Source organism: Dysgonomonas sp. 25, assembly GCF_010501075.1.
Classification (GTDB): Bacteria; Bacteroidota; Bacteroidia; order Bacteroidales; family Dysgonomonadaceae; genus Dysgonomonas.
Window position 1 is genome coordinate 238101 of record NZ_QVMN01000004.1, and the last position, 15634, is coordinate 253734.

General features: G+C 41.3%; 13 protein-coding genes. 7 read left to right on the forward strand and 6 right to left on the reverse strand.

Annotation, left to right across the window (positions count from 1 at the left end):
- The first annotated feature begins 20 nt into the window (after positions 1-20).
- Together D0T66_RS08685 and D0T66_RS08690 are read left to right on the forward strand one after the other, a co-directional pair.
- A complete protein-coding gene (locus tag D0T66_RS08685; protein WP_163356876.1) occupies positions 21-572 on the forward strand; it encodes an energy transducer TonB in 552 nt (183 codons plus the stop codon).
- Positions 573-599: 27 nt separating this feature from the next.
- Complete coding sequence (locus D0T66_RS08690; protein ID WP_163356877.1) at positions 600-1211, forward strand: hypothetical protein; 612 nt, start codon at positions 600-602, stop codon at positions 1209-1211.
- 133 nt (positions 1212-1344) lie between these two features.
- Here D0T66_RS08690 and D0T66_RS08695 read toward each other — a convergent pair whose 3' ends face one another.
- From D0T66_RS08695 to D0T66_RS08720, 6 genes are all read right to left on the reverse strand, one after another.
- Positions 1345-2280: a hypothetical protein gene (locus D0T66_RS08695; protein ID WP_163356878.1), complete on the reverse strand. Its 936-nt coding sequence runs from the start codon at positions 2278-2280 to the stop codon at positions 1345-1347.
- 236 nt (positions 2281-2516) lie between these two features.
- On the reverse strand, positions 2517-4742 hold the full coding sequence (locus tag D0T66_RS08700; protein WP_163356879.1) for a T9SS type A sorting domain-containing protein: 2226 nt from the start codon (positions 4740-4742) through the stop codon (positions 2517-2519).
- A gap of 179 nt (positions 4743-4921) precedes the next feature.
- Complete coding sequence (locus D0T66_RS08705) at positions 4922-5878, reverse strand: hypothetical protein (protein ID WP_163356880.1); 957 nt, start codon at positions 5876-5878, stop codon at positions 4922-4924.
- Between the two features lie 251 nt (positions 5879-6129).
- Positions 6130-7243 (reverse strand): peptide chain release factor 2 gene (gene prfB / locus D0T66_RS08710; RefSeq protein WP_163356881.1). Its coding sequence is split into 2 segments (ribosomal slippage): positions 6130-7179 and positions 7181-7243, totalling 1113 coding nucleotides; the frame shifts between segments, so codons are not numbered across the junction.
- A 104-nt stretch (positions 7244-7347) separates the two neighbouring features.
- On the reverse strand, positions 7348-8106 hold the full coding sequence (locus tag D0T66_RS08715) for an MBL fold metallo-hydrolase (RefSeq protein ID WP_163356882.1): 759 nt from the start codon (positions 8104-8106) through the stop codon (positions 7348-7350).
- Positions 8107-8655: 549 nt separating this feature from the next.
- On the reverse strand, positions 8656-8796 hold the full coding sequence (locus tag D0T66_RS08720) for a hypothetical protein (protein ID WP_163356883.1): 141 nt from the start codon (positions 8794-8796) through the stop codon (positions 8656-8658).
- A gap of 154 nt (positions 8797-8950) precedes the next feature.
- On the opposite strand from D0T66_RS08720, the gene D0T66_RS08725 reads away from it, so the two are divergent.
- From D0T66_RS08725 to D0T66_RS08745, 5 genes are all read left to right on the forward strand, one after another.
- Entirely contained in the window at positions 8951-10075 is a 1125-nt protein-coding gene (locus D0T66_RS08725; protein WP_163356884.1) for a metallophosphoesterase, read from the forward strand.
- A complete protein-coding gene (locus D0T66_RS08730) occupies positions 10072-11223 on the forward strand; it encodes a metallophosphoesterase (protein WP_163356885.1) in 1152 nt (383 codons plus the stop codon). The genes D0T66_RS08725 and D0T66_RS08730 overlap by 4 nt, the downstream gene beginning before the upstream one ends.
- A gap of 34 nt (positions 11224-11257) precedes the next feature.
- On the forward strand, positions 11258-12913 hold the full coding sequence (gene recN / locus D0T66_RS08735) for a DNA repair protein RecN (protein WP_163356886.1): 1656 nt from the start codon (positions 11258-11260) through the stop codon (positions 12911-12913).
- Between the two features lie 8 nt (positions 12914-12921).
- Positions 12922-14025, forward strand: a complete 1104-nt coding sequence (locus tag D0T66_RS08740; RefSeq protein WP_163356887.1) for a DegT/DnrJ/EryC1/StrS aminotransferase family protein — start codon at positions 12922-12924, stop codon at positions 14023-14025.
- 84 nt (positions 14026-14109) lie between these two features.
- Positions 14110-15633, forward strand: a complete 1524-nt coding sequence (locus D0T66_RS08745; RefSeq protein ID WP_163356888.1) for a glycosyltransferase family 39 protein — start codon at positions 14110-14112, stop codon at positions 15631-15633.
- The last annotated feature ends 1 nt before the right edge of the window (position 15634 follow it).

Sequence of the window (15634 nt, forward strand, 5' to 3'; positions counted from 1 at the left end):
TGAACCTTTATTCTAATGCTATGAGAAAGATTACAATATTCCTTTTTCTTACTTTGCTGGTAACTTGTATCCAGAGTAAGGCGGAGAAAAATGATGCGAGCCTGCCGGAATCCGAAGAATATGTTGAGAATCCAAAGCAGCGGATAATGACGCCCAAACTGAAGATAGCTATAGTTAAAAAGCCGAAAACAACTTCGGAAGGTGTGAAGCTCCCGGAAAATCGTATTTGTACCTGCGAAGATAATGGAGAGCCCAAGCCTCTTTCCTGGCCGAAATATCCTCCTCAATATCCGGGTGGGGAGAAAGCATTGGAAGAGTACATAAAGACGAATTTCAAATATCCGGAACCTTACTTTGAAAAAGAACTTCATGCAAAAATATTGCTCAGGTTCGTAATTAATACTTCTGGAGAGACTGATCAGGTGAGGGTATTGAAAGGCTTTAATCCCACTTATGATAGGGAAGCAGTGAGGGTAATGAAATTTATTACGCAAAAATGGACTCCGGCAAAAGATAAAGGAGAAACCGTATCGGCTTATGTTACGATGGAGATTTCTATAGATATAGACTAATAAATAAAACGAAAAATGATCAAATTTATGAAGAGTTTCTGTGCTGCTTTATTGGTTCTGTTCGCAGCACTTCTCTGTTCATGCAAGACAGAAACTTCTAAAGAGGGAAGTGCTACAACAGCTGACTCTTTAAGTATAGCCTCGATTCAAGATACGATCGAATTTGGTTGCGGAAGCGGCAGGAAACCTTTTGTTACTGGCAATACAAAGTATTTCATTGTCACAAATGCCTTTTTCAATGACGTAAAAATGAAAAGGAAGAATGCGGCAGTTCTCATTATGGACGAAGAGGAGATAGTTGAAAATGAAAATTTGTTTTTCGAGAACCCTAAACGGGCAGTATACCTTTGCGGCTATGAATATGATGTAATCTTCCTTGATAAAGAAAAAGCTGCTATCGAAAGGCTATTGCATAATACGAGATGCCATGATTACTGTTTTGCAAATGATAGCATAAGAGATAGGATGGAAATCTACAAGAATAGGTTGATTGAAGATCCAACTCATTATATCTACGACTTGAAGATCATGGATAATTACACATTGGAAAAAGCTATAACGGAATTGACAGATGCCGGATTTATGATATTTTCCTTATCGGGGAGTAGTGAGCATAAGATACAATTCGGGAGAACATGACGGAGAGAAAGTTCCGGTATATGTCACGTTGGATATTCCTTTTGGTTCTAAGTAAGAGGAGTGAATCTAACAAAAATCACTGCTGCAATATATGCAACAGTGATTTTCTCAATTATAATAAGTGCAATTTACTTTATTTGTTTATATAAGTAAATGTGATTGTTTGCGGATTGTTTGTCTGTTCTCTTTCACTGCTATTGCTTGGAGTGATATGGTCTGTTATTTCAGATACTGTTTTAGATGTTATAACGACTTTCTCTGGAACTCTTTTTGACATTGTGCCGAATGTGAGCATGTGGCTATCTGTTTTTGTAGACAATGAGCTTTCAGATAAAGTTGTTTTAGTACCATCAGTATAAATTTTTCGATCTTGAACTACTACTGTTTTGTCAACGGCATTATCAGAGAAATAAGCGCCTAAACTACATATGCTTCTTGATTCAAGAGCATAAAATTCCACCGGAATCATTTGCCAATAGTTCGCATAAGTGGAGAATGTTGCTGTTGTTTTTGACAGCTGATCTCCAACATCCCAGGTTGAATCCAATTTGTAATCCGGGTTTATATAATAATTTCCTCTATAATATTGAGCAGAATCTGCCATGCTTGGCATTCCCACTGGCATTGTTTTGATTACGCGATCTCCATCCCATGTAATGTTAACATCAACACCTACTTGATAATCTTCTATCTTTGTGATTTTTCCTTTAGTATTATAGTTCAAAGTTGTTGTATAATCTAGGCTCCATACGCTAGGCGCTGTACTGTAACCATAAACTTCAACAACTTTCTTGTTATTTGTTTTTGCCCCAAAAACATATTTTTTGTCGTATGACTTACTACCTGTAGAAGTATAGTAATATGTAATTGCCTCTGTCAATTCATTATTACTATTATAAGTAAAAGAAGCACCGTAGCTGTTTGTGGTATAGTCTATTTTGTACTCCGACAACAGAATCTTCGAATTATCCGGCGTAGGGATTTCGAAATCATCGTCACTGCTACAAGAAGCGAATACAAGAGGAATAGTAATTAACAGCGTTTGTAAAAGAAATTTAAATGTTTTCATAATTCATTTGTTTTAAGTTTTGCATGTTATAATTGTTGTATTGACATTAGCTTGCTTTTTGAAAAAGCGTCTATGTCGAAATTGGAAATTTTTAATTGCGTTGTGAGTTTGTTGAAACTATATGTAAGACGAAAGAAAGTCTAAAACGCTGCATTTAGGACAAAAGAATATTAAAAAAATCACTGCTGCAATATATGCAACAGTGATTTTCTCTATTATAATAAATGCAATTTACCTTATTTTTTCATTAATTTCTTCTGAACTTCGCCATTTTCAGTTTTAATATCGACTACATATACCCCTTTAGGCAATGTTCTGATATCTATTACCTCTGATGTAGGGTTCTTCAGGCTAACATATAATACACCTGTAGAAACACTATAAATTTTCAGTTCCTTTATCGGCTCGTCCGAAGTAACGGTTATCTGGTCATCTGCCGGATTAGGCGATATATAGACATTGTTTTGACTTTCCATTATGCCAAAGGTCTCTGAAGCCAGACTCTTGCTTAGACTGGATGCCGTAGGAATTTCACCTGCTTGATGAGGCGGTCTGTAACCCAATACTTCGTCTTGCACATTGCACGCAAGGTAGGCTACTTCTGCATCTGTTTTGCGAATAGCATCTTTTTCTATATTGTGTTGCACATAGAAACCACGCAGGTAACCCTTTGGCAATTCGGTATAATTAGCATCCGGTGCAGCAACAAAAGGGTCGTCTATTTTAGTGATAGCAATTTTATTTCTGTCAATTCTGTTTTTCCTCAAAGCAATAAGCAGTGGTATTTCATCCCCTGCAACAAGCGATTGCCATTCATCTGAATTTTTATCGATTCCATCTATTTTAATGAATATCTTATATCCCAGCTCTCTGTCTGTCAGTTCCCTGCACCAGCGTACTGTGAACCAATGATACAATCCTTCTCCGCGCGAATCGATGGCATCGTGGATGCGGAAGAAGCGGGGAACACCGGTCCCGGGAGTTGGCTTGACAGCCATTGTAGCTACATAGAATAGTTGTTGAATTTCTCCCATTTGGGCTGGAAATCTTTTGGGAACACCGCATAAGTTGGTATCAAAATAATGGTTGCCATTGAAGCGTTGGCCACTTGGCATCAAACGGAAGTCATACTTTATATCTTCTATTCTTCCAGCACGATCGAACCAATAATCTGTTCCGGCAATTTCCTTATAGCATGGAGAGCCGGGCAAGAAATAAACCCGGTGTTTATCCCATCTCGCCAAAGGGGTTTGTCCGTAGCGTACACCTAACTCGCGCTGAATATCAACCGCCGAGAGTTCGGGGTGCGAAACCATGGGTGACGTCATAGCCATTAATTGACGGTAGTCTTTCAGGTCGGGTAAGCCCCACCAGTTGCGTTTATCTGCGGGGGTGGTCTTTCTTTCTTCGAAGGTGCGGTAATCCAATGGTTGTTTCCATCCTTTTTCGTACATATCAGCCCATGTATTCATAAATTTGTAGGTACTTGAGGCGTAATATTGTCCATAATAATGACGGAAAGTATCGAGGTTCACCTGGAAGTCATTCTTATCGAGCGTTAAATGAGTAAGATAGGTGTCGAACTTGTTCTGGTTCAGGCTCCAATTTATACCACTTACACTTTCATAGTTTTCGTCCTCTTGCCCTGTATGCACTGTGCCGCTTGTCCAATGCTTTCGAAATGGTTCTTGATGCGAAAAGTTCCTGTCCATCCAATAATATTCGCCTATTCTTATCCCTGAATAGTCTGCTTCTAAAAAGCCGGAAGAATGGGCCTCATCTAAATACCCTCCTTGGTTATATTCTTTCGCTATCTTGTATTGCAAATCGACTTTATCAGGTAATTCGCTTCTTTTGGCATATTCTATGGCCTCCTCTTTAGTTCTTGCAAAAATAATACGGCATGTCTTGTGGGTTTCCCCGTATTGGTTCTTGGCTTTGCGCTTGATCCTAAAAATAAAAGGTGTGTCTTCTAATATGCCATTTCGATGGAAGAAATAAATCTGAAAAGGATGGAGTATTTCTGATGTTCCAAAAACATTTCCAGATGTCCCTCCTGAAGTAATAGTGAATAATGGGGTGTAGTTGTATAATTGATCTTGTGCATATAAATTCAAATAATAATTAGAATCCATTCTATAGCATTTTCCATTAGAGAAATAACGGAGAGGCCCACTTATGGGCGAATGAGGGTCGAAAGTAATTGTCATTTTATATTCATTATATTCTCCTACTGCAAATAATCCCATGTTTTCTGTTTTCCAATATATTGGATCTTCTCCTTCTGTATAGTGACTAAAAGATAAGTTACTATTGTCTGTTTTTGGAGCGAAAAAGGTATCTTCTCCAATCTTTTCAAGCGTACGAGAAGAGAAATGGATTTTGGGTTTCAGGTGATCCGTTTGTGCCGGACATAGTAGAAAGGCAATTAAGCCTAAACAGGTCAATAATAATTTTTTCATAAATAATAGTGTTAATTAGTTTATAATTGGTCTTCTTTTCAGAAGTCTTTTCAAAGCAAAGATAAAATATAAAATTATATATTTGATTATTTTAACACTATATTATTTAATAAAAATAAAAATCACTGCTGCAATATATGCAACAGTGATTTTATCAATTATAATAAATGCAATTTACCTTATTTTTTTATGTAAGTAAATTCAATTACATCCTCGAATAAAGTTCCTGCATACTCTGTTACTGTTGCCGGATCTGTTGAGTGATCGGTGTTTATACTTTTTCCCTCCTCTCCTTTCATTATCGCTTTTGAAGGGAAATCTTTTGTCAAAGAAGATGTATAAGAATAAGTATACTCTGTAGTGGTAATATATTGGGATTCATGCTTATTTCCACTTGCGTCGAACCTCTCATTACTTAGTGTTTTTGTATCCTTAACTATATTATTTGTAGAAAAACATCTGAACAAAGGGCAAACCTGTTCATTTATACTATGCTCCATCGCAAAAATATATTCACATGGAATTAGCTGGTAAAAATTAGCTTTATTACCAAACACACTTTCTATAGTATATTCTTGCCCCCAAGCTTCAGTATATGTTGCTCCATTATAGTTTCCATCAATATTATAAGAGAACAATCGATCTTCTGTCGAAGAATTGCTGTTATTTACCTTTGTCAACTTATTTCCACTCCAAGTTAATGAATAGTAATCGGTAGTATAATCATGCTCTACTTTTGTAATTTTATTATTATTAAGAGTCAATGTGACTGTGTTATTTGCTGTAGACATCCAATCCGTCCCATTATGATCGTAAATTTTTACAATAATCTTACCAGAAGTAGATCTATCAAATTCAAATTTTTTCCGAATCATACTCCATGTGAGTGTGTCATTTGTGTTTTTATCATAACCATATGTTTCGGCTTCTTTTAGCTGGTTGTTTTCATCATATCTAAAAATTGTTCCGTATTCTTGATCGGAACTATGCGTCATGGGAGCTCTAAATGATGCCAATAACACCTTGGAATTTTCCGAAGTAGGAACTTTATAATCATCATCGTCGCTGCTACAAGACGCAAATACAAGCGGAACAGCAATTAGTAAAGTTTGTACTAAAAATTTAATTGTTTTCATAAATTCATTTTTTTTAAGTTTGCGTATTATTATCGTATTAACTTTAGTTTGTATTAATCAATAAAAATGTTTGAGCTAAGGTTGGAAACCTTTCTTTGTTGTTTTAGCTGTTTTGTAAGTTTCTGTTAAAACTATATATAAGATGTAAGGAAATCTAAAACGCTGCATGTTGGACAAAAAAATATTGATAAAAAAATCACAGCCTCTTGCGAAAGCTGTGATTATCAGGAAGTATATGGATTAATATTTTTTTATGCTTCGTCTCCGAATTCCATCAGGTATGCCTTGATAAAGTCGTCTAAATCCCCATCCATTACGGCGTTTACGTTCGATGTCTGGTGATTCGTCCGGTGATCCTTTACCCGGCGGTCGTCAAATACGTAACTGCGGATCTGAGAACCCCATTCTATTTTTTTCTTACCTGCTTCGACCTTGGCAACTGCCCGCCTGCGACGTTCCAGCTCCAATTCGTAAAGCTGAGATTTCAGCAAACGGATAGCATTGTCCTTATTCCCGAACTGAGAGCGGCTTTCGGTATTCTCAATAACGATTTCCTTTTCCTCTCCCGTTTCAGGATCTTTGTATTTGTAATGCAGGCGTACACCCGTCTCCACCTTATTTACATTCTGCCCTCCGGCGCCACTCGAACGGAAAGTGTCCCATGTAATATCGCCCTGATTGACTTCTATTTCGATGGTATCGTCCACTAATGGCACAACAAATACCGAAGCAAACGAAGTCATTCGCTTTCCTTGTGCATTGTAAGGAGATACACGCACTAAGCGGTGGACACCATTTTCCGATTTCAGGTAACCGTAGGCATATTCGCCCTCTACCTGCAATGTCGCGGTTTTTATGCCGGCATCGTCGCCATCCTGCCAGTTGGTTATGGTTGTCTTATAGCCTTTCGATTCGCACCAACGTTGATACATACGGAAAAGCATCGATGCCCAGTCCTGGCTTTCAGTCCCACCGGCACCACTGTTTACCTTCAGCACGGCTCCGAGTTTGTCCTCTTCCTTGCGAAGCATATTGCGCAATTCGAGGTCTTCGACCAATGATATAGCCTTGCTGTAAGCTTCGTCTACTTCCTCTTCCGTTGTAATGCCTTCTTTCTGGAAATCAAAAGACAGTTGCAACTCTTCCACGGCATCATGTACCGTGTTGTATCGTTCTATCCATCCTTTCAGTTCGCGGATGATTCTCATTTGCGCTTCGGCTGATTTGGCATCGTCCCAGAACCCGGGAGCCTGTGTGCGCAATTCTTCTTCTTCTAATTGGATTTTCTTGGTATCGATGTCAAAGATACCCCCTCAACGCTTGCTCGCGTTCCAACACTTCTTTTAGTTGGTCTGTTGTGATCATAAATCTGGTTATTTTATTATTATGTTCTGTTTTTGGAATGTCAAAGATAGGAAAAAGTCTTTATTGTACACCGGAATCGGCTTAACTTCCGATTTTATATTTACCTACAACTCGATAACCAAACCGTCGTATGAGAGGGAAACGTCTTGTGGTAAAACCTTCTCTACTTCTTTATGCAGGCCTATCTGATGGCTCATGTGGATGAGGTATGCCGTTTTAGGTTGAATACGTTTTATATATTCCAGCGATTCATTCATTGTGATATGCGAAATATGCTCGGTGTGGCGTAATGCATCGATAACGAGTACCTCCAATCCTTCTAATTTGGCAAGTTCCTCTTCCGGGATATATTTTACATCTGTCAGGTAAGCAAAATGACCGATGCGGTAGCCGAATATGGGCAGTTTGGCATGCATCACCCGGATGGGTATTATCGTCTCTCCGGCAATCCTGAATGCCTCGTCGGGGTTTATAGTATGCAATTCGAACGAAGGTGTGCCCGGATAGCGGTTCTTTGCGAAGCTATACGGAATACGGCGTTGGATGGTCTCTAACACGAAATCTTCGCCATATAAATCGACATCGCCAAACTTGACGAATGGGCGTAAATCATCTAAGCCTCCCACATGATCGTAATGTTCGTGCGTAATCAGTACTCCGTCTATCTTCCGGAAATCGAGCGGCAGCATCTGCTGGCGAAAATCCGGCCCACAATCGATTAATATGCGGGTGTTATCCGTTTCGACGAGGACGGAGGCACGCAACCGCCGGTCGCGGGGATCTTGGGATGTGCAGACTTCGCAACGGCAGCCTATTTCGGGATTTCCTGTCGAAGTTCCTGTGCCTAAAAAGGTTATTCTCATAGCTTATTTTTTGCTCCCCCAAAATTAGATTTTTATCGCCTTAAATCAAAACGATAATCCTATTTTCCCTAAAAAGCTACAAAACTGTCACTTTTTTGTCACCCTGCTGTTACTTTTGTTGCCTCCGTTATCCTCTTGTTGTGAGGTCTTTATCTTTTATTTGCATGCGAAAAGTATATCTTTTTTGTTATATTTTCGTTGAGTTACTTTTTATTACTTAACCACGGAAAACACAAAGGCTCTATAGCAAGTTCACGAAGTAACAAATATTTGTCATATTGAGCGAAGCGAAATATCTCATCGTATTATTGGAACGAGACCTCTCACATTTGCTTGGCATGACAGAAAAAAGTAACACACCTCTACTCATTTTGGATGTTTTTTGCTGAGTTACTTTTTATTACTTAACCACGGAGAACACAAAGGCTCTACACCAAGTTCACGAAGCAACAAATATTTGTCATATTGAGCGAAGCGAAATATCTCGTCGTATTATTCGAACGAGACCTCTCACGTTTGCTTGGCATGACAGAAAAAAGTAACACACCTCTACTCATTTTCGATGTTTTTTGCCGAGTTACCTTTAGCTCTTCCAAGCTTTCCCAAGGGGAGGCCTTTGTACTCCCCTCCCTCGGAGGGGTAGGGGGAGGTGGTTTTCTCGTATTTTGTACACTCGTCTACTATTTCCATATAGATAATTCTGTGGCTATAAAATATATATTAATAAACATTAAATAACAGGTAAAAATATGATTTCTATTCCCTTGCTGCGAAATCCGGCAGAATTTTTACCGACAGAATAATTATCTTTGCACAGCTAAAAAACGACAAAATAAATACTTAAATGAAAGCAATGTTTATCTTAATCATATTATTATATCTGCTTGGTAACTTCTACGTTTTCCATCACTTATGGGTGGCTATGCCGCCAAGCCTGATTGGGCGTATTGTGATTATTGCTTTCGCGGTGATTGCTATTGGTTCGTTCTTTTTGTTTTTTGTTGCGGGCGATTCGTTGCCGATAGGGCTGTCTCAATTTCTGTATATCGTCGGTTCGTCATGGCTGTTTATACTCATCTACTTTGTAATGGTTTTTGCCGTGAAGGATTTGGTCGGTTTATCCAACCGCTTGCTGCATTTTATGCCTGCCGATGCTATCACCCGTTTTACGAAGGACAATTGGGTCGGATTGGCGTTTATGGTCGGATTCATAGCCATGCTGATGATATGCGGCTATCTGAAATATAACTGGAAGGTGCGCGTAGATTTGCCGTTGGAAGTAAACAAGTCGCTGAAAGTAGAAAAACCGTTGAAAATCGTTGCCATCAGCGATTTGCATCTGGGTTACACAATTGGGAAGAAGGAATTCGAAAAATGGATAGACCTTATCAATGCCGAAAATCCCGACATTGTGCTTGTTGGGGGGGATATTATAGATAATAGTACGCGCCCGTTGCTTGCATGGGATATGGCTTCGAGTTTCAAGAAGATTAACGCGCCGGTATATACTTGTGCGGGGAATCACGAATTTATAAGCGGTATCGCCGAGAGTGCCAAGTTTATAGAGAATGCGGGCGTCACACTTTTGCGCGATCAGGTCGTCGAAATAGATAGCGCTTATTACATTGTTGGGCGTGATGATAAGATGAATACGAAGCGTAAATCGTTGGAGGAATTAGTTGCCGGCTTGGACAAGTCGAAGCCGATTATCCTGCTCGACCATCAGCCTTATCACCTCGAAGAAGCCGAACAGGCAGGGATAGACTTCCAATTTTCCGGGCACACCCATCGCGGGCAGGTCTGGCCTGTATCCATGGTGACCGATGCAATGTACGAAGTGTCGCATGGGTATAAGAAGAAAAGCGATACCCACGTCTATGTGAGTTCGGGTATCGGTCTCTGGGGCGGAAAATTCCGCATCGGCACACAATCGGAATATGTCGTAGTAACCATGACAGGCAAACAATGAGAATCTTTCTGAAAGCCATATTCGTACAGGTCATTCTCAACGCTTATGTTATCTGGCGCGGATGGCAGATACTGCCGCCTAAGAAGCGGTACAGGATTCCTTATATCGCATTTTTTGCTGTCGAAATAATCATTTACCTCATAGGCTTTTTCGGTTCTACCGAATTGCCGCTGGAGTTGCGTCACTGGGTGGCGTGGCTGGGTACCACCTGGATGGTTGTGCTTATCTATGGCGGAGGATTGCTGTTGGGGTATGACCTGCTGCGCTTTATCAACAAGCGATGGCAGATATTTCCTTCGCGGATGAACTTAGAATCGATGCGTCTGCGGCGGGTTTATTTCGTCACTGTTTTTGTCTTTATTTTCGGAGTGATGATATACGGGAACTATCGCTTTCATCATCCTACCGTGACGGAAAAAACGCTGATTGTCGACAAAGAAGTGCCCAACCTGAAAGAACTGAAAGTTGTCATGGTGTCCGATGTGCATGCCGGTGTCCTTATCCGCAAGGATATTCTCAGCATGTATGTCGACCGCATTATGGAGCAAAAGCCTGATATAATACTGATTGCCGGCGATATAATCGATTATGACCTCACTTCGGTCGAAGCGCAAAATATGCAGGAAGAGTTTCGTCGCCTAAAAGCGCCTTACGGTGTATATGGCTCGACGGGAAATCACGAATATGTTTGGGTAGAAGATAGCACCGAAATCGATTATAAAGTCAAGTGGCTGAACGATGTGGCGGGCATAACCATGCTGCGCGATACGGCAATGCTGGTAGATAGCGCTTTTTATGTTGTCGGGCGCGAAGATGATAAATGGGAAGGTCGCAAATCCTTGTCCGAAATTATGCAAGGAGTAGATAAAAGCCGTCCGGTGATTGTTATCAATCACGAGCCGAAAAACTTGGGCGAAGAACTGGCGAATGGCGCGGATATCGCCCTCTACGGGCATACGCATAACGGTCAGCTTTTCCCGTACAATTTTGTGATAGCAATGGCTTTCGAGGTAGGTCACGGATACAAAAATAAAGAAGGGATGCATGTCTATGTTTCGTCAGGTCTGGGGCTTGCCGGACCGCAATACCGTATCGGCACCATTTCCGAAATTGTTGTTCTGAATGTTCAGTTCGGAAAAGAAAAATAAGTACATTTGCTTACACTTATGCTAAAATGATATAATGCTCAAATCGCTTTATATAAAAAATTACGCACTGATTGACAGCCTCGAAATCGATTTCGAGCCGGGTTTTTCTGTGATTACGGGAGAAACGGGAGCCGGAAAATCCATTATCCTCGGGGCGCTTTCGCTTATCCTCGGGCAGCGTGCGGATGCCAAAGCCATCAAGCAGGGCGAAAGTAAATGTATTATCGAAGGACAGTTCGAAATATCCGCTTACCACCTCGAAAACTTTTTCGCCGAACGCGAAATCGATTACGATGCCAACTGTTGTATGCGTCGCGAATTGTTGTCGAGTGGGAAATCCCGGGCCTTTATCAACGATACGCCTGTCACGCTCACCGACCTGAAAGAGTTGGGCAGCATGCTCATAGATATTCACTCGCAGCATCAGAATCTGCTGTTGGGCGATAGCCGTTTTCAGATGCAGATAGTCGATGCCTTGGCAGGGAACAGGGACTTGATACGGGATTATCAGCTTTCGTTCCGTCAGTACCGCGAAGTGCAAAAGGCATTGGATGAACTGAAAGAAGCTCTGAAGCAAAGCAAGGAGGAGGAAGATTATCTCCGCTTTCAATACGAAGCACTCAAAGAAGCTGCCTTGACAGAAGGTGAGCAGGAAGAATTGGAGGCTGAACTGGAAACGCTGAATCATGCCGAAGATATAAAATCGGCTTTGTATAAGGTTTATAACCTGTTAGCTGACGATGAACATGGCGCTGTTCCCTCATTGAAGGAGGTGTTGAATACTACTCACCCGTTGAGCAGGATATTTACCAAAGCGGAGGAAATTATTCAGCGTGTCGAAACAGCCTACATCGACCTGAAAGATTTGAGTGCGGAAGTCGAGCGTTTGGCTGGCGATGTGGAGTTCAACCCTGACCGCCTGTCTTTTATCGAATCCCGCTTAGATACAATATATACTTTGCAGAAGAAGCACAACGTTTCGTCTGTTGCGGAGTTAATTACTCTCTATCAGGAGTTAAGCCGTAAAATAGAAGCGATAGAAACTTCGGACGAACAGCTAACTGTTCTCGAAAAAGAATTGCAGCAAAAGACGGAAACAATGCTTGCTCTGGCCAAAAAGCTCACGGCAAGCCGCAAAGCGATTATCCCGCAATTCGAAAAAGATTTGATTGCTAAGGCTGCTTATCTGGGTATGCCGAATATCCGCTTCCAGTGTGAGGTGAATGCGCTCGAACAACCGAATGTTTGCGGTACTGATGATATTGTCTTTCAGTTCTCGGCAAACAAGAATGTGCCATTGCAACCTGTCGCCAATATTGCTTCGGGCGGGGAAATTTCGCGCATTATGCTTTGTCTGAAATCGATGATAGCCGGAGCGTCGGCATTACCGACCATTATTTTTGACGAAATAGATACCGGCGTTTCGGGCGAGATAGCAGATAAGATGGGTTCTATCATGAAGGATATGTCGAAAGATATGCAGGTGCTTGCCATTACCCATTTGCCGCAAATCGCAGCCAAAGGAAATGCTCATTACCTTGTTTATAAGCAGGATGATGATAAGACTACTACGACACATCTTCGCCGTTTGGATGACGGCGAACGCCTGAAAGAAGTTGCGCGGATGCTTAGCGGCTCTGTACTGACCGATGCTGCTATGGAGAATGCGAAAGTGATGCTTGGTTTTTAAAAATAGATATGAAGATACCCTTTTTGAGCCTGAAAAATGAAAACGAACGCTATATAGCCGAATTGCACGAGGCTGTACGGCGCGTGGTGGACTCGGGGTGGTATATTCTGGGAGAGGAAAAACTGGCTTTCGAACAGGAATTTGCCTCGTACTGCGGCGTCGATTCTTGTGTAGGGGTAGGCAACGGATTAGACGCTTTGCGCCTGATACTCGAAGGATATAAAATACTTGGCAGGCTGCAAGACGGCGACGAGGTTATTCTCCCTGCCAATACTTTTATTGCAACGGCGTTAGCCGTTTCCGAAAGTGGTTTGAAGCCTGTTCTGGCCGATTGCGATGCCACTACGTTTAATATCTCTCCGGCTTCGGTCGGGGAAAAGATAACACCCCGGACCAAAGCTATCATCGCAGTACATCTGTATGGTCAGATAGCTCCGATGGACGAGCTGAAAAAGATTGCCCAAAAACATCATCTCCTGCTTATCGAGGATGCAGCACAAGCTCATGGGGCGATGCTGCATGGCGTTCGTGCAGGGAATTTGGGCGATGCGGCAGCATTCAGTTTCTATCCTGTGAAAAATATGGGAGCGATGGGCGATGCCGGAGCGGTGACGACGAATGACAAAGAACTGGCAGAAGTCGTTTCCATCTTGTCGAATTATGGTTCGGATGAGAAATACCTTTACCAATATAAAGGGCTTAACTCTCGTCTGGATGAGATGCAGGCAGCTATTTTGCGTGTGAAGTTACCATATTTGGATGAGGATAACAGAAAACGCCTGCAACTGGTCGGGAATTACACTGAAAACATCCAACACAAGGATATAATCCTTCCTGCTAATATTGCAGATGGCAGCCATGTCTGGCATTTGTATGTGATTCGCTGCAAACGTCGCATGGAATTGCAGGCTTATTTGGCCGAGAAAGGTATCCAGACGCAAATACACTATCCTAAATCTATTCATAAACAAAACACATACAGGGAGTTGGCAGATATTTCTTTGCCTGTTTGCGAGCAATTGCAGGAGGAAGTTTTGAGCTTGCCTCTTTACCTTTCGCTCACAAGCGAAGAACAGGATTTTATCATATCCGCCATAAATGAGTGGAAATAAACGTGTGGATTACATCCTTTTTACTAAATTTGCATTGAAAATTAACAGGTTAGAGAATTTTTTCTGCAAAGAATATATAAATCAATGATACCAAAAGATTTACGGCGAAATAGTTTGAGAGAAGACTGGTTCATGTTGGGCTTGCTTCTTACCTTTACTTTCCTTTTGCTTTTCTTTTGTTCCAAAATGTCGCCATTGTACCCGATAAATGAGTGGTCGGATATAAACCTTTATTTCAATCTGGGCAAAGCGATGTTTAACGGGAAAACGATATATGCCGAGGCTTTCGACCACAAAGGACCGTTGATTTTCTTTATCTATGGCATTGGTTATCTTATTTCCGGGACGTCTTTTCTGGGAGTATTTATTATTCAGTTCGTTGCTTGGGCTGTTATGTGCATTTATATTTATCGCACTGCCGGAATGTTTCTGGATAAACCTTATTCGATGCTCGTTTCTTTGCTGATGCTGATTATGTTATTGACCAAAACGCAGCAGGGAGGCTCGGCAGAAGAATTTGTCCTTGTCAGCGAAATCGTCAGTTTGTTCTACTTTGTCAAATACTTCAACCAGCAAGGCAATACGCCCCATCCGGCTAAATGGATGCTGATACATGGAGCGATGTTCTCGATAACGTTTTTCATCAAACTGAACCTTGTTACATTCTGGTTCTTTCCTGTAGTCTTTATCGGGTTGAACCTGTTGATAAACAGGGAGTACGGAAATTTCTTCCGCAACGTATTGTATTTCCTTCTGGGCGTAGCGATTGTGGCGCTTCCTATCCTTTTGTATTTTATTATCAACGGCGCTTTGGGCGTCGCTTACGATACCTATATCAGCCTGAATCTTGTCTATTCACAGGTGGCATCATTGGGAAGGACACTCGAATTGCTGGCTATCAGATTCTATCAGCAATACCGCTTCGATTTTGTCAATTTCTTCATTGCATCTATCGGTACTGTTATTTTCTCTCTGCTCTGCATCCGTAAATGGATATTTCGCACAGCACTGATATTAGCCTTCTTAAGCTCTTATATCGCTGTGTTTAACGGGCAAGGATATGTGCAGTATTACTCGCTGGCCTACTATGCTTTCATCGCTACGGGACTTATAGGTATATTCTATTGGGTTGAAAAATATATAACGATTGTTTATGCGAAGCGCGTTTGTTTGTTGCTGATGATTTGTATTTTGTTCTTAGGAATAAACAAAAAAGATTTCTTTGGAATGACGCGTGAGCAGCTGCTTCGGGAGGAGGTGCCGGAAGACCTCAATAAAAGGTTCGGAGCGATAATAGCCGAAGAAAAGAATCCGACATTGATGAATGTCAACAACGACAATGGCAATGTGCTGTTTACCAGCCAGAATATTATGCCCAATGTGCGGTATTTCATTACGCCGAATATTGCTTACGAATTGTATGATGAAATGAAGCAGGCGCAAATGGGATATGTGCGCGACGGAAAGATTCAATTTATTGTGCTGAATGACCGTTCGATGAATTACCGCTTTATCGTTGGCATGCCCGAGTTTCATGAGCAATACCAGCGCATGGATTCTGTACCGAGTTCGTTCGGTAATTATTACTTATATAAACGAAAATACTGAA

What these genes read in the sequence shown, in the direction of transcription:
- recN (WP_163356886.1), top strand. Translation starts at nt 11,258, where the DNA reads ATGCTCAAATCGCTTTATATAAAAAATTACGCACTGATTGACAGCCTC.
- D0T66_RS08740 (WP_163356887.1), top strand. Translation starts at nt 12,922, where the DNA reads ATGAAGATACCCTTTTTGAGCCTGAAAAATGAAAACGAACGCTATATA.
- D0T66_RS08705 (WP_163356880.1), bottom strand. Translation starts at nt 5,878, where the DNA reads ATGAAAACAATTAAATTTTTAGTACAAACTTTACTAATTGCTGTTCCG.
- D0T66_RS08730 (WP_163356885.1), top strand. Translation starts at nt 10,072, where the DNA reads ATGAGAATCTTTCTGAAAGCCATATTCGTACAGGTCATTCTCAACGCT.
- D0T66_RS08745 (WP_163356888.1), top strand. Translation starts at nt 14,110, where the DNA reads ATGATACCAAAAGATTTACGGCGAAATAGTTTGAGAGAAGACTGGTTC.
- D0T66_RS08715 (WP_163356882.1), bottom strand. Translation starts at nt 8,106, where the DNA reads ATGAGAATAACCTTTTTAGGCACAGGAACTTCGACAGGAAATCCCGAA.
- D0T66_RS08700 (WP_163356879.1), bottom strand. Translation starts at nt 4,742, where the DNA reads ATGAAAAAATTATTATTGACCTGTTTAGGCTTAATTGCCTTTCTACTA.
- D0T66_RS08725 (WP_163356884.1), top strand. Translation starts at nt 8,951, where the DNA reads ATGAAAGCAATGTTTATCTTAATCATATTATTATATCTGCTTGGTAAC.
- D0T66_RS08685 (WP_163356876.1), top strand. Translation starts at nt 21, where the DNA reads ATGAGAAAGATTACAATATTCCTTTTTCTTACTTTGCTGGTAACTTGT.
- D0T66_RS08695 (WP_163356878.1), bottom strand. Translation starts at nt 2,280, where the DNA reads ATGAAAACATTTAAATTTCTTTTACAAACGCTGTTAATTACTATTCCT.
- D0T66_RS08720 (WP_163356883.1), bottom strand. Translation starts at nt 8,796, where the DNA reads ATGGAAATAGTAGACGAGTGTACAAAATACGAGAAAACCACCTCCCCC.
- D0T66_RS08690 (WP_163356877.1), top strand. Translation starts at nt 600, where the DNA reads ATGAAGAGTTTCTGTGCTGCTTTATTGGTTCTGTTCGCAGCACTTCTC.